Source organism: Lysinibacillus sp. BPa_S21 (assembly GCF_023337795.1).
Classification (GTDB): Bacteria; Bacillota; Bacilli; order Bacillales_A; family Planococcaceae; genus Lysinibacillus.
On the sequence record NZ_JALIRS010000004.1, the window covers coordinates 414,961 to 437,632 of the forward strand.

Genomic DNA, 22,672 nt, shown 5'->3' on the forward strand with positions numbered 1-22,672 from the left:
CTCCTTCCTTTATGTAATTATGTATTTTTTAATTTTGTGATTCGTAATGTTGAATTACTTTTTCAAATTTTTCGCATATGTAATCGTGTGTTTCTGCCAATTCTCCTGATACAGTTATCAATTCCTCATCTAGAAATAGGGAAGCGACAGTTAACAACATTTCTTTATTTGCTTCATTTAAATCAATATGCATTTCTTCATTCAATAATATATCCATATCATTTAAATATTCTTTAGCAACATCAAAATTACCATTTTCTTTAATAATGATCTTTCCATGTTCATCTCTAATAGCATACTGTTGTTGCAGTTCCTTTTCTTCAGGGTCAATAATAGTAATATAATGTTCTTGTAATAGTCGATTAAATCTTGAACGTAATCTCGATATTGTACCTTTTAGCTTTAAATCAAAAAGCATTTTATGCGTATTTAAAATATGTTTGTTTTTTATTTTCATCAATAGATTCCCCTTAAAATTAAATACAAAAAAAAGGACTACTCTAAATTGAGTAGTCCATAGTTACTGTGTTATGTTATTTCTCTGGAATTTCAATAATTTCAAGTATACCTTTATCAGTTCTATCATCAACATCATATACAAATAAGTAGCGTTTACCATCTTCGAATTTAATTGGGTGTTCGTTATCTTTCCACATATGACGTTTGCGGAAAATCTTCTCACCATTTGTAAATCCTTTTACTTCTCGTACTCCAGAATAACCCTTCAACATAATCCAAGGGTCTTTTTCCATTACCATAACCCAATTATCTTTAGTGTAACCTTTTCCTTTTAGTATGTCAGCATAGTCCTCTTGCTTGTCATAAGTTAAATAAGGAGTAGGTTTCATTTCTGGATATTTAGCATTAGCATCAACTAAACCTATAAACAGTAATCCCAATGATAACGCTCCTGCTACTAAAATTTTTTTCATAGTAAATCGTCCTTTCTAATACATTAACTTACTTATATTGTATACTGTTTTGTAAATAAAGTAAAAGATTTACTGAAAATATTTTACTATTTTGTTATAACTGTGGTAGGCTAACTAATAATCTCATTAAGCTTTCAATTCTATATATCCAATTTCTCCTCTGTAACTACGGACGTATAAACGACCACCTTTTTCTCCACCTTGAGCACCATTCCAAACTAGGCGCATATCGGTATAATTTGATGTAACTGCTGTTTCATTACCAATATATAATGAACCTTCTGGTATATTAACTCCAGACATTGCTGAAATATTTATCATATCGTTTTTAAATGAAATTTGACTCCCGCCTGCTCCACCACCAAATCTTATTCCTTTTGGATAGGGGTCATTCCATCTAGTACCTAAGTTTAACCAGTTACCAATTGTAGCCTCCTCCGATATATTAATATCAGCAGAAGTAATTGTAGTACCGTTTATAGTAGTACCGTTAATAGTGCCTCCATTAATTGTATTACCTGTTATAGTTGTACCACTTATCGTTCCACCATATATTTCATTACCATTAATAGTACTTCCTGTAATTGTCGTACCGTTAATTGATCCACCATTAATTGTATTCCCAGTTATAGTATTTCCTGATATAGTTGTTCCTGAAATAGAACCACCACTTATTGTAGTACCATAAATACTTGAGGCTGTAATATTACCACTAAAAGTTGCGTTCCCATATACATCAATTTCAAATGTTTTAGTGCCACTCGTGTTAAATCCACGTATACCATAGTCATCAATTTTAACCCCACGATTCGGTGAAGTAGATGTTTGAATTAAGAAACTTTCTTGAGATGTCATTTTGCCTGAATTAGCATTTAATTCGAATGTAATTCCACCTGATGCATTGTAGCCAGTTATCCCACTAGATGTAATAACCACTCCTCGATAAGAAGAAGGGGAGGACTTTATAGTTAAATCACCGATAATTTCAACTTGACCAGTAGCAGCATTAACATTAAAAGTACGCACACCGTTAGAATTAAATGCTCTAAAACCATTTCCATCTAATTGTGTACCTCGGTTTGCATTACTTGAAGTTCGAATATCAATAGCTCCGTCTATCACGTTGACACCGTATTTATATTGTGAGGTATTGTTAGGATCTTTATATCTACCAATCTCAACTTTTTTAACACCATTAGCATCATAGATAGTCTGTGTAGCACCATTTATTTCAAATAAACCCAAGTCACCTTGAATTACTAACTTATTTCCGAGAATTAATTTTCCCGCTAATTTTTCAGCATGAACCCCATTTTTAGAAATTGCTACTTCAACTGAATTACCCGAATTTTTTGTTATGGCTAAAATGCCATTATTGATTACTAAATAAGTATTGTCATCTTTCAAATCATTACTATAAAATCCACGTTCATTCATAGTATTAGAATTTTCAGTACCGCCAACTAATACATTCTTAGCAGTATCAAATTCACTGTTAATCATATGAGTAACCAAATTATTTGCATTTACAGCTAAATCAAGTTTGTATTTATTCATATTGACAGTAGTGGAAGTATTGTGTGACGAATAAATCATGTTAGTTAGCTTAGAATCATCATCTTGTAAATCTTTATCATTCGCTATCACTAATGAAATGTCATTGTTGTCAAAATCAAAGCTAATCTCGATAATTTTAGATGAAATACTAACATCTAATGTCTCAGAAATTAATTTAACAGTATCTCCTAGATTAATCTTGTCTCTATCAGCTACGTACTCCATATCATTTAAGAAATTTGCAATACTAAATGACATTGTGATAGCAGGTTCATTAATGGTTTTAAAATGTTTTATTGAAGCATCTAATAAATCTTGCTCTTCAACAATTGTGTCATCAGTAAAATCTCTTTGTATTATGTATTTATTTAACTCAAGAATTTCTTCTTTTTTAAAATTATTTTCCACGTTTAACAAATCATGTAGGGCTGAAATAGAACTTTCTGTGTTTTTAATTTCTTTTTCTTTGGTGGTAATTTGATTTGTTTTAGATGTAATTTGAGATTTTTTACTGTTAATTTTACTAATAACTGATTGCCATTCTTGTTTGGAAGGCGCATTATCTAAATATGTAGCATTAATAACATCTAATTCATTATTAAGCATCGTTAACTCAGTATCAAGAGCACTTAATTCTTGATTTAGAGTAGTTAGTTCAGCTTTTTTTGTAGATAGCGAAGTTGATAACTCTTTAAATTTACTTGCATTTTGACTTAGTAACTTATTGTATTTTATTAAAGCAATACATAAAGCATCGGTCATATACTCTGAATGCTCAATAACTTTGTAGTTATCATCACATTTGAAAGGGTACATATACCAACTGAAATCTTCTAAATAATTTGAGCCAGTAGGAGAGAGAGATCGAAATTCAAGACCTTCACTACCGTAACAATACATACGAGTTACAATTTCATCGATATTAATATCTACATTGTAAGACTCTAAGTACTTTCCTTTTTTCAATCTCCAACCTCTATTTAGTCCAATTTTTTCTGGATTATAGAAGGAGACCTTTTGATAAACAGTATCAAAATAGACAATTGCGTTGAACTTTTCAGCTACTTCAAATAAACATTGCAACACCGTTGAATTATCTGTCTCATAAGATCGTTTTAATGCATTCGAATTATTTACATCAAAATCTACATCAATATGATCAATTCCCCAATCTGTTTCTTCTAAAAAATCAAAGACTAATTGACTCAGTGTGTATGATGTAGCTTCATATATTTTAATTAATTTGTTATTTAAAAGATATCCTAGACTAAATAGGTTGTAAGAAATAACTTCTTCATCATTTGACATTGATTTATTTTGACTCATTACAACAAAGTATTCTGTAGTACCTTTAAATTGAAATTCAACTAAATAATACAGTTTAATATCTGAGATTAGTGGATTCTTAATTAATTCATGATTTCTATCAATAAAAGATGGAGTAGTGAAAGAAAGTTCATTTATTGCGCCAAGTTTTAGATTCAATTTTAGATTATAAATATCTTTTAATTTACGAATTCTACTTCTATCTGGTTTGCATAAGTATATATTTGGAGTAATTTCTTTTTTAGATAATATGTCGTCAATATATACTGATAAAATGTTCATCTATTTCCTCCTTTACTAGTAATATATTGGTCTGTCTTCATTTAAATATTTGTATTCAAGATAAAATTCGCATTCAAAATTTCCTGTAAAAGTGAAAGTAGATGATGAATTTCTGTCAAAGTCTAACCAAACATCATTATGATTGTCGTGTAAATACCTATTGAGCGACTTTTGAAAGCTACTTACAATTTCCTCATTTTCACAATTAACTAGAATGACTTCTTTATCATAAAGACCAGTGAGTTTGAATTCTTGATTATTATCCGTATTTTTAATAGAAATATCTCCATTACCGATTTTGGTGATCTTAATTTGAGGACGAATAATTGAATCACCTTCATTATAAAAATACGGCTCTGTTTTACCTTTTACAGATACATCATGCCTTATAATAGGGGAGTAGCTAAATGGTGAATCACATCTAACATTTAGGGTTATATGACCATCTTGGCATCCATTATGTAGTAGACTACTGTTACCTTCAATTATTGCGTAAAATATTCTATCTGGATTCGACTCGAAAATTAGAGGTTTATAATAATCGGTAAACATCCATCTGGAAATAGCCCTTAAATTATTTCTTTCTTCCCACTCTTTGATGAAAAAAGACAAAGGAAAAGAGAGTGGATTATTATCCACTCCCATAAAGTAAGGTCTATCATTCCCATTAATCTTTTTCTCTCTTATTGAACGTTGGGGGAGGAAGATATCTTTGTAAAGTCCTCCGTCTTCATTAATTATTACAACGCCCATGTCTTCACTAGATATTCCATTGTAAGTAAAATTAAGAGATTGATACATTAGAATCTACCTCCTTTTTTTCTTTTTACATTATTTATGAATGATGTAGCAAATGTTTCAGCTTGATCCTTATTGGCTTCGATAACATCACCAAATTGAATTTGATATATGTCTCCACTTTGTTTTTGATTTGATTGGATAGGTTGTGGTGTGAATTTTGCTAAGATTGGTTTAATACTACTCATGACTTTATCCATGACATTAATTGAGTCAAAGAATCCTTTTGTATCAACTTTATTTAGCATAATTTCATTAGGGTGAGCAATAATAGCTTTACCACCTTTACCGTCAATACCAGAACCAGACCAATTCATAAATCCGCCAGTATCCAATGATGCAGCGTATTTTTTAATTTGACTTTGTAAAGTAGCATCCCCAAATGCACCAGAGTTTGCATTCATAAAGTCTCTTAATTGATTAGCTTGTGATCTACTCATTAGTGAAGTGATAGCGCCAAATGAAATATTCTTTTCTAACTTAGACATACCATTGTTGCGTCCATCAGATGCCATTTTATCAGCAATTGATTTTACTGATGCTCTCTGTTTAGAGTCATTAATTGATCCTAATAAACTTTCGTTAACATATTTAGCCATCAGTACTTGCATGTCACCATTAGTTAAGATGTTGCCTAATCCATATTTATCAGTACCACTTATATCACCAGAGCTAACATAAGAACCGTTACCTTTTAGGAAGTCGTTTATGTATTTTTCATACTGTCCACCATATAGGTGTTTATTGGCTTCAAAGTATTGATTTAAAGCTTCTAATTCAGCACTAGTTAAACCTTTGATGGCATTATCAAAAGATGTATTCTTATCGATCTTAGAGCCTTCTTTTCGTCCTTCACTACCCAATGAACTACCTGCTGTATGTGCATTATTTTTAGCAGAACCAGATAATTGGTTAGCAACATTATCAGTTAAGTATTTACCTAGAAGAACTTTCATATCACCTTGAGTTAAATTACCGTTTGAAGTTCCAATACCATTACCTTTATTCTCATCAAAGATATTTCCAGGATTAAATTCACCGAAAGAACTATTAGAGCCTATCTGCGTAGAATTGAACTCATTTATTAGACTAATAGCTTCTCTCAAATGGTCTATTACATTTTGACGAATAGAAGTTCCTACTGCTTGCATTGTTCCATCTAGAGTATCTTCTAATTCAGGCATTGTAGCAATCATTTCAGCAATATAACCTTCAAACTCGCTCATAACTTTATCAAAATGACCTGCTAAAATATCTTCACGAATTCTAGCAAACTTACGTTCATCATTTAAAAGGTCGTTATAGTGCTTTTCCCAATACTCTTTTTCACGATTAATTTTATGGATAGTGTTTTCATGCTCTTTATCCTGAAGCTCAATCTTACCGTTTATTTCATCTTCCTTAGTTTCAAGAAGGTCATTAAGTCCTTGTTTCTGCAGCTCAATGTCACGGTCATGACGTTTTTCGGCAATATCCTTATCAATTTTGTCAAGTTGCTCTTGAAGCTTCTTGCGTTTCTGTTTTGCTTCATTTGAGTTATCTAATAATAGAAGATTATATTCAGACTGTAATTTATCACGTTCTTTCTCCATATCATCGATTTGCATATTGTAATCGCGTTCAGCTTCTTGACGATCAATTAAGCGTAATTTTTCTTCAACGTTTTTACGGAATAAATCCATTTCATCATTGAGTTGTTTCATGATTTTCTCATGTTTTTCATTTTCACGTTTAATCTCATCATCAATCATCTTCATATGCTCATCTCTGCGTTCCTGAACATATTCTTTATATGCATTGATAATTTTATCTGCAATACCTTCAAGTTGAGATTTATTTGCTTCTTCAAGTTGCTTTGTATAATCTTTGATTGATAGGGTAGCGTTTAAATATGCTAAATGCTCTTCTTCAAGAAGTTTCTTTACTTCTTTAATTCTTTCAGCAGTGATGTCACGTTGTTTTAATTCTTCAACTAATGCGTCACGAGTTTCAAGATGCTTTTGAGCCATCTTTTCATATTGCTTAAGAATGTTCTCAGTATACTTTTTGTAATCTGCAGAACCTTCTTCATACATCTTACGAATGGCTTCATTTCTATCGATTTCAAACTGCATATTACCAATTACAGCATCAGATTGAGTTTTGATATTAACAATGATATTAAAGTCACCATTTTGAATCTCTAGTTGTAACTGTTTAATTTGTGAATTTAACTCTGTAATTCTGTCTTTGGTTTTCTCTAACGCTTCACCAGATAATTTATTACTCTTAACTAACAGTTCAAGACTTGTTAATTCTTGTCGATTAATATTTTGCTTTTCTCGCATTTTAGAATTAATTTTATCTAAAGTTTGAAGGTAGCGTAGGGAAGAGGTATCTAATTCTTCAATAGCAATATTTTCGTATTGTATAAAAGTATCTTTTTCTTTACGTAGAACATCATACTTAGCAAATACTTCATCAACCAATGCTACATAGGATTCTAACTTAGAAGTATCGATATCCTTTATAGCAAAATCAATTTCACTATTTACTTTACCTAATTCATGCAAACGGTCAGTATATTCTGCAACAGTAGCAGCAGATAATTTACCACTTTTGATGAATTTATTTAGCATTGCCATTTCAGCTTGATTAACTTTCTTTTTCTCATTTAAAGTGACGATTTGTCTATCTAATTCATCGCGATAAGCTTGAGAAGATTTAATCAATTTATTTAAACGGTTAGCGCCATTTTCGAGCACTTTATCATAATTAGACTTTTTATGTTCGTATGCAGATAATGTAACATCTATAAGCTGCTTTTCTAAGTTTGAAATGGCTTCTTCTTGTTGCATAATATCAGCATTTAATCCGTTTAAATCTGATTTAGCTTGATCAATTGCTTGTTGAGTTGTATCGATACCAACTCCTGCACCACCATTAGTACCTGCAAATTGTTTATAATATTGGTCAGCATAATTTTGTCTCTTAGGTACATGTGAGCGACCACTACGTTCAAATAATCTATCAAATTCTGAAGCGTGAGAAGAGGCAGATAAGTCACTTCGTTGAAGAGAGGTAAGAGCGTTTTTCTCGGTGCTGTTTAGCTCTTTCCACATATACTCTAATTGCACTTGCATGTCATTAGCGCTTTTACCAACACTTTTAGCATAGTTATTTAATCCAGTTAGACGACTACCTCGCCACTGTGCTATACCATAAGCGCTTTTAGGAGCATTCTTACCTGCATTTGTATTGAAGCTTGATTCCTGTTGGATATTACCCATAAGTCCTGCAATAGCTTTATCATTCAAACCTTTATTTTTAAAGTAATTCCAAACCACAGCCTGTTGACTAGATGCAGATGAGGTAGTGGGAGTAGTTTTATTAGAACGAATAGCGTTTAATGTAGAAGTAGGGTTGATTGTTTGACCTTTAGAATTATTTTGCTCGTAGTGTAGGTGGGGACCAGTAGATTTTCCAGTGTTACCAGACTTACCAATTTGAGTTCCTGCTTGTACTTGATCTCCAACTTTTACTAAAGTTTTATCTAAGTGAGCTAACAAATGACGAATACCATTTTTATCTTCAATAACTACTAAGTTACCATACGACCAGTGCATTGCCTTCCCGTTTTTGTCTGATGTGGCGCTACCTGCTTTAATTACTTTGCCACTAACAGGAGCATCTACACGAGTTCCAACATTCATTGCAATATCAACACCACGATGTTTGTCCGCACGAGAGCCATAAGTAGAAGTGATTCTACCGTCATAACCGTTAATTTTACCGTTTGAGTTTGACTTAATTGAAACATTACCAGTTTGTTGAATCTTACCTGATGCAATTTGAGACTGTATAGTTTTAGCTTGCTTTTGTTGTAGTGCTAATTTTTCTTTTTCAAGCTTGATTTGAGCTTCTAACGACTTTTTATATTCATTAGAGTACTCAGGGAATTTAGATTGCAATTTTTGTTGTTTTTCTATTGCTAGATTAAGTTCTTCTAACTTCTGCTTATACTTATCAGTTATCCAAATTGATTTCTCTTTTTCGGCATTATTCTCTTTTGCAGCTTTAGTATTATCTTTAGTAGATTTAGTATTACCTTTAGTCGATTTAGAAGAGTTTTCAATTGCAGAAGTGAACCCTTGAATTTTACCAATATTACTTGAAAGGCTACCACTAAGACTATCTAATTCTGCTCTAGCACTTGCGAGTCTACCTTGCGCTATTTTTTGTTGACCTTCAAATCCAACTTTCATAGCTAAACCTGCAACGCCAGACAACGGTAAGGAATTGATTGCTACAGCAGATGACAATGCAATTTGATTCGCTCTAATGTACTTTTCAAGCATTAAAATTTCTACTTTTAAGTTGTTAATACGTGCTTTAGCTCCACTAGCTGATGCCAATGTAGCTTGTTGTTCAGCATTTAATTTACCTTCACGAGCAAGCTTATAACCTTTTAGCAGTACTTCATTTGCTTTATTTTCTACTTCAATTGCTTTGCGTTTCTCATCTGATAGGAAAATAGCTTTACCATCTTTATCTAATAGGTCAGGGTAGACACTAGACATTTCCTTCATAATAGCTACACGTTCATCCAGAACTTTTTTAACTTCTTGTTCTTTAGAGGTTAAATTTTCTTTAGTGTAGATATCTTCTAATTGCTTTTGAGTGTATCCTGCTAGTTGGTAGGTAAGCATGTCATATCGTAATATTAAGTCATTTAATGCATCGACTCCTGATTGTGATACACCTGCCATTTGCTCAGTTACATCTTTGAATTCGCTCATTTTTGCAGCTAGTTTATTTGTTGAATCAGAAACTTCATCGATACTTCCATCTAATTCATCAAACTCATCTGTAGCTACACTTATTCCTTGATTCCCATTTTCAATAGCATTGGATAATTTTGAATAAGTATCTTTAAATTTATCTAATTTGGAGTCAAATCCATTAGTCTGAGAAGCTAATTTATTAAGATCACCTACTGCGTCTTTAAACAAGCCTTCTTTGCTAGTATCAATAGCTTTTTGCATCTTCTCTTGAATTTTCCCAAGTTCGTTAGAAAATGACTTTAATTTTTCTGCATCTAAATTAGATAAATCCAAACTATAAATAAATTTTTGTAAAGAATTAGAGAGTGCGGAATCAATTTCTGTACCATTCATATCAGCCATTGCTTTAGTTACTTCAAAAATATAACCTTTTATTTTTTCGCTAGATTGCTGATATTGTTGTTCTAAGTTCATTAATTCTAGTTCTTGTGCAGAAGTGTCTATGCCGTTCTTTTGCATAGCCTCAATGATTTGCTTCTGTTGTTTAATACTTGCTTCTAAGCTTCCGTAAAAATAATTAGAAATTGAATCGTACCAAGAACCGTTTAATTCATTGCTTAACTTTTCAAATTCATCGATAGCCTTATTGACAGTTATTTTATTTTGAGCATCAATTAACTTGTTCGTAGAATCAATTTCGTGATCAATAGCTTCTTTATTTTTTAAATGAGCTTGACCTGTTGAATCTATATGGTCTACTAAAGCAGGGAATACCTCGCTAAGCTGTTGTTGCACTTTAAGATATTCTTTTTCTTTATTTGAATCCCAAGACTTTCCATCTTCTTTTTCAGCGTTTAACTGTTTATAAGTAGATATTAATTCCTCTATCTTTGTTTTATTTTCAGTTAAAGCCGACATGTTTTTGTTGTTGTAGTTGGCAAGTTCTTCTTCTTTCTGAATTGCATTGGACATAGCACTAGTTAATTTCTCTAGTACAAATCCTACTCCTGCAAATGCAACACCTACGCCAGTGGCAATCATCAAGCCGCGCAAGGCTACGGTAGTTAAAGATGCTACAGTTCTTAATCCTGTTAATGCTCCTGCAAATATACCTGTGCTGCCAGTTGCGGCTACAGTTGAGGCACTTTGAGCATAAGTAGTAGTAATTAAAGTACGTAAATTCTTACTTAGACCATAAGCACTCATTCCAACTAAACCAAATACAGGTGCTAAAACACCTAATTTACTTGCTATGGTATTAGAGCCATCTGTCATACCCTTAAGAGCTTCTGTAACAACGACAATTCCGTCATACAGCACTTTATCTCCAGCAGTGCTTGCGAAAGACATCCATGCAGTATCTAATCTATTAATTCTCGCTTGTAAGCTCTTGCTGTACTCTTCTTGTTCGCGCATAGCGGAGTTGAATGAATCCATAGATGTTGCCGTACTGTCCTGTGCCATCTGGTAGTTAAGCATTAATGCATTGAACCTAGATAATTGGTAAACTCCTGCTACTTTTACTGAAGTATTCTGTCTTTCCGCATCAGTTAACTTATCCCATTTACCTGCAATTTCTCCAATAATTTTAGATACAGGTTTAACATTTCCCTCCATATCGTTGATTGAAATGTTAATGTCATTTAGTGCTCCAATTGCTGAATCATTAGTGGTAATACGTGAGAAAATAGTTTTCAAGCTATTTCCGACAATATTGCCAGATTCTCTCGTCGCTGCACCAATCGCTGTTGTGTAACCTAATAATTCATCAAGACTTACGCCAAACGTTTTTGCAGTTGACGCAGCTTTATTCATCGAAAGAGAAAGATCCTTCGTTGTAATTGAATAGTTGTTATCAACTTCATTTAATTTATCTGCAATAGTCAAAGAATCTTCTGCAGCGATACCAAAAGAAATCATGGCAGCAGTTAAACTATTGACTGCTTCGTCTGCTGTTAATTCTGAAATGTTTTGAATAAGTGTTGCTGTATTTGCTAAATCCATCGATTCTTGATCATTTTTACCAGTACGTCCAAACTCACCAACTAGTTTTAAATAATCTCCTACTTTACCTGAAAGCTTCTCAGTATTTTCGATAGACTTTTCAAGTATTTCATTGAATTTATAGTCTGGAATATCCATTACACGACGAAGTTGCGTCATAGCTGTATCCAATTCTATTACACGCTCAGTTAAATCTTTGACTCCTCGAATAGGGGCATAGAAGAGGGTCGCGCTAAACATCCAAACTGGGAATTTTTGTAAAGCTGTTCTGAGCGAATTTACAATGCCTTCTGATGATTTAGAAGATTGAGTTGACTCTGCATGTAGTTGTTTAACTTTTTCTCTTAACGCATCAATTTCTTTTTGGTTATTCTTTAAAGTCGTTGGATTAATGACATTCAATTTGCTGAGTTTTTCTATTTCTTTTCTTAATTCCTCAGCTTTAGACTTATTCATTGTACGAGGGAAGAGTTTTTCAGTTCTGGTTAATTCTGAATTAAGACGAGAAAGAGAATTTTGCTGTTTTTCAAAGGTATCTAAATTCTTTTCACTATTTTTTAACTTATCAAATTTGGTACTCATTTGAGTTAACAAATTGTTAACATGAGCCAAGTTACCAGTTTCAATTCTCGACAAAGAATCTGCAAACTTGTTTATTTCTCTATTGGTAAGTAATCCTGATTCTCTCATTCTCTGTAGTAAATCATTAATTTCACGGGTCTTAATTTCAAATTGATTTAAGCTAATACTGTCTTGTCCAAGCTGTCTAATGTTCTTAGACGTATCAGAAATTAATTTATTTAAAGTTTTAATATCTTCAGGAGTATTAATCTTTGTATTGTTGATTGAATCAATATCAGATTTAATTTTGCTAAATAGAGCATTGTTTGATGGTACATTAAAACTATTTGTAACATTTTTTAATTTGTTATTTAATTGTTCGACTTCATTACTTATATTCTTAAATGCATTTGAAACTTGAGCATCAATGTGTGTATTCTTAGAGAACTGATTAATTTCTTTGTTTAAATTATTTAATTGAGTTACAGTGGTAGCTAATTTTGCATCTTGAGTAAAATTAGCTAAATCAGATGAAGTGATTTTTCCTTGACGCTGAAGTAATTCTAAATTATTAGTAACATCTTTATATCTCTCTTGTAACTTAATATATGTATTTATTTCTTTTTCAACAGAAGAGAAGTCTGTATTAGCAGATTTCATACCTTTAACTGAATCAAAATTTACACCTGCTAATTTGTCAAGTTTACCAATAAACCTATCTACAACAACAGGATCAAAAGCGCTATTCTTATCTTTAGTAAACTGATTTAATTTCTGAGATAGCTCAATAGCTTGTTGATTAATATTAGCCATTGCATTCTGCATCTTATTTTCATGAGCAGTTTCTTTATTGATGCTCCTCATAGACTCCAGAACTTTATTTAACTCAGTATTGCTAATTGAAGAACTAATACTGTTTCTGAATTGTTCGTATTGTTCTTTAGATAATTCACCTTGGCGAGCAAACTTATTTAACTCCTCGATACCTTTAGAAACATTAACTTTTAAATCTTTAGAGCTAATATCATGCATAAATTGGGTAACTTGCTTTAATCCTACAACCATATTATTTGTATCTAATATTGGTTTAAGATGTACTTCCTGAATCTGATTTAATCCTGTTTTAACTCTTGTAACAATTGCATCTATCTTTTCTAAGCCTTGCGAGTCTGTAATTGTCTTTATTTTGTACTCGCCATTTTGTTGATTAATGTGGTTTTTCAATTGATCTAAAGATTTAATTGACTCTACGACATCTCGCTTTATACCTTGAGATAGGGTAGGGGAGTGAGACTTGCCTGTTCCGACACTACTTAATTCTTGATTTAGTCGAGCTACTTGTTTTTGTAAGGATTCTATTTCTTTACGCATACTATCAAAGGAACTTCCGTTACCTTTTGTCGCGTCTAATTCAATATTAAATTTTAAATCTTGTTTTATTTTATTTAAATAATTTTGGATATTATTTTTTGATGCACTGTCATTAACTCCCAATGCTATCAGTAGTTCTATTGGATTATTGGTAGCCATTTTCATCCCCCTTTATTAATTAGCAAAATAAAAAGAAGAAGGTCAGCGAAAAAATCACTCAACTTCTTCTTTTTATTTTTTATGGTTAATATAAAATTTGTTTTTAAAAGACGTAGTAGTGGATTAGAGCTAATATAAACCTAGCAATATTAAGATATATAAGGTGAATATGAAATTTCTCAATAATACATCACTTATATATCTTAATATAATTGTTTAATTTAACACTTTATCTCGTAACAACTGCGTATTAACATTTTTGCTAATAATCTCTTTTTGTTCAGTTAACTCTTTTACATACTTATCAGCCAACTCTTCAGTCAAATAAAGTTGATCAATTACTTTCTGAACTTCATCTTCATTAAAAATTTCGTTAAAAAATAAATCGTACATCCCTGTATCGTACATTTTACTTAATGTTTCAATATGAACTTCAAACGATTTGTCTTTTATTTCTTCATATAGTGAAGAGAAGTGCTTGATAATCAAAAAGTGAACGTACTTTAAAACATCGGCATCATTTTTTAGGAAATCAATATTTTTATCATGACAATAATTGATAGTAGTTGCTAGTTCAATTATTAACTCATCGCTTTTATTTTTACCGAATGTTGGGAAGTAGTAGATATATTTATCCTGCTCTTTATTAATATAATATTTCTCTTTACTATTAACGTACTCTGATTGTTGGCTGATATAAGATAACCCAACAGGATTTGATTTTTTATTTGTCATAATAATTCCTCCTTAATATCCATATAAATAAAATTATGTATTATAAAAAAATAAAAAGCCTAACCAAGATGGCTAGACTCATTGTGAAAATAATATTTAAGTTAGTAACTCTGTGACTTCTTTACAGCAGCCATTCTACCTTGTCCTTGCTTATAGCTTTTAGCAGGTATTTGTGCAACAACTCTCATATTGACATCTCCATTCAATAAATCTTGATATTCATTTTTAAATGAATCCCTATGAAAGTATAAATACCAAGAATCTGAATACCCTCCATCAGTCGGAGTTAATTGTCCACAAAAGAATTTTTCTTCATTTGTGTAACCGTAATTATAGTAATCGCACAATTCAACTTGACCTTCTAAATAAAATTCTTTATCTAAATTGTTAGCTAAATCAAATTGCACCTCTTTTCCAGTCAGTGTTACGCCTGTTACTTTTAAAAACTCATCTGATGGATCTTCTTTATTCACTTCTAAATCATTATTAACATTTTTAGGTTCAGTACTAGCACTTATTTTTTCATTATTTTCTTTTCCACAAGCTGATAGGAGGAAAGTAAAGCATAGTATTACAATCCACAATCTGTTAAATTTCATAATTACGCCTCCTAAAATACAAATAATATGTAATATAAGGATACCATAATTATGAAGCATTTATGCACATATGTTATTTAATTTAGAATTTATCTAACTTTAATATTAACAGAAAGGTAAAAATTTTTACAGTTATTTTTATGTATTTTATTAAATAAAATTCTAGTATTATTTAAATAACTCAAGTAATCCCCTAAATAGAGTAGGGGAGTAGTTCAACTATTTAATCAAACGCTGAATCTAAATCTTCAGAATCATCTCTGACTACATAAATCTCAGTTGTTGATGAATCGGCATGTCCTAAAATAGCTTGCGCAGATTTAATATCCTTGCCTTCTTCAACAACTAAATGAGTTGCTCTTGTACTTCTAATTAAGTGTACAAACATATGTCTACCAATAATTTCAGAGAATACTACTGAACACCAATAATTAAAAGTAGCAGTTGATAATTGAAATACATTACCACTTGAATCTTTTCTGACAAATAAATAAGGACAGTCGTCTTCACCCCGTACTTCTAGCCATTTCTTAATAGCAGTCATAGCTTCATTATTGAACTGAAGTCTTCTGACATTACCTTTTATACCCTTTCCTTTTGTACGAACTCGTCCAGTTAGATAGTAGTTTTTCTGATTACCTTCTTTATCAGTTACTTTTTCAGCTTCGGCAACTTCTTTTAAAATTTGATGAACTTCTGATTTACGACAACCAGAGGCATATGTAAATTTTAAGAACGCTAGCATTTGCCATCTTTCTTGTTCTTCTAACTTTTCACAAAGTAACTCATATTCCTCAATAGTAAGAGGTACTTTTTCTTTCGCTTTTACATTAGAAACATTGGGAACTTTTTTGTTATAAATATTTCTAAAAGTCTTATATTCATCTAAATCATCATAGAAATTCTCTACATATCCACACATGGAAGAAACTACTGAACGTTTAAATCGTACAGAACCATTAGCCAACCCTTCTTCAATAAGGTAGTTTTGGTACTCCAATCCATGTCTTGGCTTTAATTTATGTAATGGTACATCATCTAAATATTCATAGACCCACCTAAAGAAAATTCTAACAGCAGATTCATATTGCTCTAATGTTTTAGGAGATAACTGTCGTTGGTTTAGAAATGCTTTTGCGATACGTTTATTCTCTTTATTTATTAATTCCCATTCTACATCTGTTACTGGTTTAATTTTGCTCATTCATCATTCTCCTTTCACAAAAATGAAATAAAAAAGACTTGAAGCTTATTTGACTTCAAATCCAAGTTTTTTATATGCGCTTTTTATTGAATTAATCAGAGGTAATGGATTAGCTTGTATTCTAGATATTGTTTCTTGAACAAAAGGTCTAGCTTCACTCCATTTACCAGTACGATACCAATTTTCTGTAATTCCATCTTCTATGGTATCAGTAATGAACTGACCCCTTAATGAATCATAATCATGTTCATAAATAGGCGAAAACTGTCCTTGTCCTAATGTTAAGTTTTCAAACAATACTCTAACTTTCCCATTATCAACTTCAACTCTAGTGATCTTCATGTTACGAACGTCAGATAAGCCACCATCATTACCTCTACGTAAATATTCAGTAGGTATGTATCGTCGATATACTACATCTTGTACAGCTTTAGACATTTCTTTAGCTAATACATTTTCTATGCTTTTATTTTTAAATACAGTACTGATAATGTCTCCGCGTTCCAAATATCTAAGCAAATGATTAGGGTCTTTAAATTTAACCATAATTATTTTCTCCTAAAATAATAAAGTGAGTAGGGAAGTTAAACCTACTCACTAATATGTATTTATTTAATTAAGATACAACAACTTCAATTACATCTGTATTAGTTCCATCTGAAACCTTAACGTTTGTTTCTCCAACTGCAACTGCAGTAATAACACCATCTACAAAAGTAGCAACTGCCTCATCGTCTGATGTGAATGTAAGTGCAGAATTATCCATTACAATATTACTATACTCTCCACCTCGAATACCATAAACAGTAACAGCTTCAGTTTCTCCTACAGCAAGAGTAGTTTCACCAATATTAGCAGCTAACATTGAAATTGCTACTTTTGTGTTACCAACTGGTTTCCATGTAATGTATGCGTAGTTGTTGTCATTATCAGCTAAAGTTTTTCCGTTTAAAGTAAATTGAGATACACCATCATGTGTTAGGTTCATTGATAATGCACCATCTAATTTGTATCGAGGAGCGATGATTTGTTGCTCAAATGCTTTATCGCCGTCAGCACCGAAAATATCAGAAGTAAGTACTAGTTTATATGCTTTAGGGAATGAGTCAGCAGGAATAGTTAATTTGTCAACTAATACGCTGTACTGATATACAACCTTCGCTGTTTTATTAGCTAAAGTAGGTACAGTGATTGATTTACTATTCGCATTGATTGTATTATGATTAGACGCCATCTCAACATATACGCCGCCAATTGGTGTGTCAGTTAATGTACCTTTACCTGTATCATCAAAAGTAACAGTTTCTTCTGTGTAATATTTAGACATTTCATTTTTAATTTTTGAACCAGTTTGTAGCGCAAGATACGTAGGGGAGAAATCAGCAGCCTCGATTTGGAATGATAATACTTTTTGATAGTTATAAGTGAATTGTAATTGTGATCCACGACCTGCAAAGATCTCACTCTCTTGCATTGTTTGTTCCATTGTAGAACTTAATAAAGCATTACCTTTGACCACTAACGTATCTGCTTGTGAGTCAATTAATAAGGCATCTGCTACCGATAAAGCAAATAATTTTTCTGTCATTATAAAATTCCTTCTTTCGTTTATGTATATTGTTATTTAAATACTTATTAATCCATTTTTTGAAGAAATCTGATTAAGTTGTTCTTCAGTCAACACTAAGTCATCATCTGCATCCTTAGTTTCAATTTGATCTAACCAGTGAGGAATTGTAGTTCCTTCTTTAAATGAAACCATTCCTGAATATTGAGCGTTTTGAAGAATATCTGCAGATTTGATTAAATCGTATCTTTCTAATTCTTTTCTAAATTGATAAATAGTCATTTTCTTAATATCTTCGTAAGATGATTGAGAAACGCACTTATAAGCAATTATTTGTTGTTCTAAATCAGCCATTTTCTTGTTTCTTTTATTCATAAATGCTCTAGCTTCACTCTTTGCCTTATCAAATTCACTACCTAAACTTTCATCAGATACATCAATTAAATTTTGCTCACCAATAATCACTTTGATTTTGTCGAAGTCTCTTTCTTTAATCACTATGTCATCATCAATTACAATCGAATATTTATTCTTTTCATCAACATCAAACCTAATGTTTTCACTTCTACTTATCAACTTTATTAGCGTTACTAATTTATCAAAGAAGTGCTTATTATCTTCATCTGAACTAATGAAAATCACAAAAGCCAAATAAGACATTTTAATAATCATAGGCTCTTGAATTGTGTTTTTGGGAATTAGTAGACATTGTACTGCATCATACAATTGTTCAATATACTCCATCTGAACAGGATGTACTGGAATATTACGATAGTATTTCGGATTGCCCCATACATTATCTAAATCAATTTTCATTTTCGAACTCTCTTAGGTGATTCTTGAAGTGAAGTAGCTTCATAGGCTAACTTATAACCGATAAATCCTTTAGGCGTATTATTAATAGGGGAACTGAATGCCAAAATAAAATCCCCAACATCTGTAACTTTGTTGAGGAGAAGTAATTCGTCTAATCTATCGCAAATCCAAGTCATACGAAAATCCATTATGTCAATATCAACATGCACATAGACATCAAAATTATAAACTTGGTCAGATGCATATGGATTGTCGTGCAATCTTCCTGATGAAGAACTATAGCTTGTTTGAGGTTTACGAGTTCCTGTATAGAAGCAAATGCGAGACATTTTAGATTCTAAAACTAAATCGTATGTCTTATCCGATGGTATTAAAACTTTAGAAATAATATTATGCTTATCTTTTAGGTTAGATATATTTGGTTTTGATTTATCCAAAGGGTCATCTAATGCATTCTTAGGGACATAATGGAGAAGTCTAAGCAGCTCTTCATCTTTTGATAACTCAATAAATAATTTCTCTAGTGATTCTTTCAACTTCATTCATAATCCTCCTCACTAGATTTATTTCGTCCTTCTCGTTCACCAGTGATTCTTAAAATACCTACCTTATTTATTGAACTTGAAGGGTCAATCCTAATAATACGATAGGTTTCATTGTACAAATCGAATTGCTCATTTAACTCAATAGAAGGTGCTTCTGTGTAAGGAATAATTACCATTACCTGATTCGCTAACAAGTTCACTGGTTCATTTGCATCGGCAATTGCAGTAGACGCATCATTCATTTTAACAACACATGGCTTATGTACAATCTCGCCTTCTTCAACTTCATAAACAGGTCTACCTAATTTGTCGTATCCAGTGAGTACTTCCTTATCTTCTAACTTTACAGGGAATGTAGTGCTACATAGTCTAACTTCTGCTTTCCTATAAATTCGATTGTCTTCTGGTTTAGTTACTACAAGCCAATATTCATTGTTATACTCAATTAAATTTCCTCTTTCAATATCAACAATATGACCTATAACTTTCATAGCCTCACCGTCAGCATCCCATTTTTGACTCATCAGTATTTTTGCAGGTTTTTCATAATTAATTACTACTTCATATGACGAATGACCATCCAAAGACTTATTGAGTAGTAATAATCCGTCATGATCTACTTTGTCTCCAGTATTGATATTGTGATAATTGCTATAATCCTTCATTTTCATCACCGTCTTCGACATACAGTAGGGAAGGTAGTCTTATTATATCTGCACTAACTGTCAAAATTACATTTCTTATTTCAGCTAATTCACTGTCGCTAAGTAACTTTTTATTTAGGTATGATTCAAGTAAGAAGAGTATTGAATTGTTTCTTTTACTCAATTTAGAACAATAAGAATAAACACTTTCATCTTCAAATTCATTATTAATGTAAGAGGATTTCACTTTGATATCAGTCATAGAAAGTCCTCCATTGTATTAATAATCAAGGTGTCAAGTTTCTTTTCTTGTTCTTGAACAGATGCTTTTAAGGAGTTTAATTGAGTGCCAAAATTTCTTAATCCAACATCTGAAGCAAATGGTTGCCATAATGATTCAAAATATGTACGTTGATTAATTAAGAACGTTAATCTGATAAAATTAGCTAGAATTAAAAGATAATCTTCTGATAATTCTTTGCTAAAAGTTTCGCAATCGATATCGCATTGAATAGTTGTTCGCATCCTATTGTTAAAATACATAGTTGCATTTTTAATTGCTTCGTGAATTTTTTCATTTGTATTAGGTAGATCAATGTCAGAGACTTTACAGTTATTCAAGAAACATTTCCATACTTCATCAAAAGTGGTACTCATTTATACCACCCCTTAATCAAATAAAATATCTGCACTAACTCCCATCCAATCGGCTAGAGCGTCTAATTTACCTTTTGTTAAATCTTCTTTCATATCTGAAGCTACATCAATTACAAATTGTTTTTCAGAATCAACCGTGATCTTCTTTAATTCAGCTTTAAGTTTATTAATGTTACCGCCTAATAACTTCTCGATTTCTTCTTTAGTATGAGTGTTATTTTCATATACTTCTACATCTGTAATAGTGTCTTTTATTTCTTTTACAACCACTTCGTCTTCAAGAATAACTAATTGTCCTTTGTCAAAACATGAAGTATTCATTGTTAACCAATCTACCACATCACGAGGAACGGTTATAATATCAGGGCGACCATTTTTACTTCCACTCCAAGTATATTGCCTCTCTTGTCCGTTTCCTGTGTATTTAACAAAATAAGAAGTATTACGATAACGTGCTAACTTGACAGTTTCATTCATTTTTATTCTTTCCTCCTGTAGTCCTTAAAATAAAAAGGTGACTACATTTTCAGTAATCACCTCATTGATATGTATTTTAATTTAGAGTGATGCTATCATCTTCAATCACTGCAATTGCTTCACCAAATACAAGGTTAATTGATACATCTTGAGTGATTTTAACTTTAATTCGTTCATCTTCAATATCTTGTTCAGTCATTTGACGTAGACCACCATATTCTATAATAGAGAATGGTTTTTGTGTGACACTACCTGCAAACATGTAACCTTTATTTACTGGTAATTCAACTTTAGAGTTAGTTTCGTCAGTGAAAGGATTTACAAGGTTCACAGCAGTTGTACGTTGAATAGTAGTAGGGTTAAGAGAAGTAAGCAACTCTTCTTTAACACCTTCAGTAAGTAATTCTTTTACATTTGCGTCGCTTGCTTGTTGGAATGCAAAATGATCAATAAGTAATGAATCTGCAACAAATACAGGGCGACCACCGTAGCGTTGAAGTACAGACGCAGCCTTGTTATATTTAGCTAAAGTTAAATTAGTACCAGTAACAACATTTGCGGCTGGAATTTTACCAGAACTAATAGCTGAAGCAGTTAATTCATTAATTTTATCTAGGAATAATTTAACTTTCGCATTAGCTACATCATTTACTAATTTACGGAAATATTCTTCAGATTCTTTCACTAAATCAAGTGGCTCGTAATAGAAACCAGTAGAAAGGTGAGCAGGTACTGCAATAATTGATTTGCGTCCTTCTACACGTACTAAATCTACACCTGAACCAGTTGCAGACCATACTACTTTTGCCTTGTTCTTTTGTGGAATTCGTAATTCAACTAAGTCTCCACGTTGACGAGTTTGAGTATTTGCGAATAATGAAAGTAAATCAGTTACCATCGGTTTAGCAATTTGATCTGCTGTCTCAACAACTAATTGATTGAATTGATGCAACATTGTTGGGTCGGGATTTACGCCACCGTCACCGAATACTTTTGTGATATATGCTTTGATATCAGTTGAATCAGTTTCCTCCATTTTGTTATTGTATACACGACTAAATAAACCTTTTAATTTTGTATTGTCTAGTGCCATTATTTTAATCTCCTTTAATGTATAATATGTATTTTTTGATATTAAGCCTTAATTACTTCAAAGCGAATCATTGGTTTCCCAAGAGTGTATTGAATATCTTCTTCATTATTTGCAACTAAGAATTGCGCAGAAGCAGTAGCGTAATCAGCATGTGCTGAAGCTGCATCAGAAACAATGAACTTTTTAGTAGCTACATCAAAGTGAGCAACTTGTCCATTTTTAATTTCGCTAACACCAGAATTTTTAGTGAATGCAGAAGTTTCGAAACGAGTATAACCTTCTTCTAAAATTACACATCGAACACGTTCACCAACTGCATTGTAGAATTTAGTAATTTCTTCGTCAAGATATCGAGTCTCTGGTGATGCTACTAACACTGCTTTTTTATCATTTGCAGATAATTGTTTTACTGTACGTTCTCCTTCCGCATTAAAGCCTAATTCACCCAACGTAAAATTATCGATATCTGCTCCTTCAACAATAGCACCATTTGCTACCGTTTTGATTTTTAGGCTTGACAAATTACCTACCGCATGATTTCCTTTTTCTTGTAACGCTTTTAAGATATCGCTTGCCATTTTA

18 protein-coding genes are annotated in these 22,672 nt (G+C 31.9%); all 18 read right to left on the reverse strand.

What is annotated here, in order from left to right; genetic code table 11:
* Positions 1-28: 28 nt before the first annotated feature.
* On the reverse strand, positions 29-457 hold the full coding sequence (locus tag MOK21_RS10430) for a hypothetical protein (RefSeq protein ID WP_249073873.1): 429 nt from the start codon (positions 455-457) through the stop codon (positions 29-31).
* Positions 458-533: 76 nt separating this feature from the next.
* Complete coding sequence (locus MOK21_RS10435; RefSeq protein WP_249073874.1) at positions 534-932, reverse strand: hypothetical protein; 399 nt, start codon at positions 930-932, stop codon at positions 534-536.
* A gap of 126 nt (positions 933-1,058) precedes the next feature.
* Positions 1,059-4,097, reverse strand: a complete 3,039-nt coding sequence (locus tag MOK21_RS10440; RefSeq protein WP_249073875.1) for a phage tail protein — start codon at positions 4,095-4,097, stop codon at positions 1,059-1,061.
* Positions 4,098-4,112: 15 nt separating this feature from the next.
* Complete coding sequence (locus MOK21_RS10445) at positions 4,113-4,898, reverse strand: distal tail protein Dit (protein ID WP_249073876.1); 786 nt, start codon at positions 4,896-4,898, stop codon at positions 4,113-4,115.
* Positions 4,898-13,753 (reverse strand): phage tail tape measure protein, encoded by an 8,856-nt coding sequence (locus MOK21_RS23755; RefSeq protein ID WP_283164675.1) that lies wholly within the window; start codon positions 13,751-13,753, stop codon positions 4,898-4,900. Before MOK21_RS23755 ends, MOK21_RS10445 begins: the two co-directional genes overlap by 1 nt.
* A 216-nt stretch (positions 13,754-13,969) precedes the next feature.
* Positions 13,970-14,488, reverse strand: a complete 519-nt coding sequence (locus MOK21_RS10465; protein ID WP_249073877.1) for a hypothetical protein — start codon at positions 14,486-14,488, stop codon at positions 13,970-13,972.
* 101 nt (positions 14,489-14,589) lie between these two features.
* Positions 14,590-15,087, reverse strand: a complete 498-nt coding sequence (locus MOK21_RS10470) for a hypothetical protein (RefSeq protein ID WP_249073878.1) — start codon at positions 15,085-15,087, stop codon at positions 14,590-14,592.
* Between the two features lie 223 nt (positions 15,088-15,310).
* Positions 15,311-16,291: a tyrosine-type recombinase/integrase gene (locus MOK21_RS10475; RefSeq protein WP_249073879.1), complete on the reverse strand. Its 981-nt coding sequence runs from the start codon at positions 16,289-16,291 to the stop codon at positions 15,311-15,313.
* A gap of 45 nt (positions 16,292-16,336) precedes the next feature.
* Positions 16,337-16,837 carry a hypothetical protein gene (locus MOK21_RS10480; protein ID WP_249073880.1) on the reverse strand — a complete coding sequence of 167 codons (501 nt, stop codon included), beginning with the start codon at positions 16,835-16,837 and terminating at the stop codon, positions 16,337-16,339.
* A 70-nt stretch (positions 16,838-16,907) separates the two neighbouring features.
* Complete coding sequence (locus MOK21_RS10485) at positions 16,908-17,879, reverse strand: Ig-like domain-containing protein (protein ID WP_249073881.1); 972 nt, start codon at positions 17,877-17,879, stop codon at positions 16,908-16,910.
* A gap of 36 nt (positions 17,880-17,915) precedes the next feature.
* Positions 17,916-18,674: a hypothetical protein gene (locus MOK21_RS10490; protein ID WP_249073882.1), complete on the reverse strand. Its 759-nt coding sequence runs from the start codon at positions 18,672-18,674 to the stop codon at positions 17,916-17,918.
* Complete coding sequence (locus MOK21_RS10495; RefSeq protein ID WP_249073883.1) at positions 18,671-19,216, reverse strand: hypothetical protein; 546 nt, start codon at positions 19,214-19,216, stop codon at positions 18,671-18,673. Before MOK21_RS10495 ends, MOK21_RS10490 begins: the two co-directional genes overlap by 4 nt.
* Positions 19,213-19,905 carry a hypothetical protein gene (locus MOK21_RS10500; RefSeq protein WP_249073884.1) on the reverse strand — a complete coding sequence of 231 codons (693 nt, stop codon included), beginning with the start codon at positions 19,903-19,905 and terminating at the stop codon, positions 19,213-19,215. The genes MOK21_RS10495 and MOK21_RS10500 overlap by 4 nt, the downstream gene beginning before the upstream one ends.
* The gene (locus MOK21_RS10505; RefSeq protein ID WP_249073885.1) at positions 19,871-20,125 is read right to left on the reverse strand and encodes a hypothetical protein; all 255 of its coding nucleotides are present in this window, start codon (positions 20,123-20,125) and stop codon (positions 19,871-19,873) included. The genes MOK21_RS10500 and MOK21_RS10505 overlap by 35 nt, the downstream gene beginning before the upstream one ends.
* Positions 20,122-20,520, reverse strand: coding sequence for a hypothetical protein (locus MOK21_RS10510; protein WP_249073886.1), 399 nt, complete (start codon positions 20,518-20,520; stop codon positions 20,122-20,124). The genes MOK21_RS10505 and MOK21_RS10510 overlap by 4 nt, the downstream gene beginning before the upstream one ends.
* A 12-nt stretch (positions 20,521-20,532) precedes the next feature.
* A complete protein-coding gene (locus tag MOK21_RS10515; RefSeq protein WP_249073887.1) occupies positions 20,533-20,997 on the reverse strand; it encodes a hypothetical protein in 465 nt (154 codons plus the stop codon).
* 76 nt (positions 20,998-21,073) lie between these two features.
* On the reverse strand, positions 21,074-22,090 hold the full coding sequence (locus MOK21_RS10520; protein ID WP_249073888.1) for a hypothetical protein: 1,017 nt from the start codon (positions 22,088-22,090) through the stop codon (positions 21,074-21,076).
* 41 nt (positions 22,091-22,131) lie between these two features.
* A complete protein-coding gene (locus tag MOK21_RS10525) occupies positions 22,132-22,668 on the reverse strand; it encodes a hypothetical protein (protein ID WP_249073890.1) in 537 nt (178 codons plus the stop codon).
* Positions 22,669-22,672: the final 4 nt, after the last annotated feature.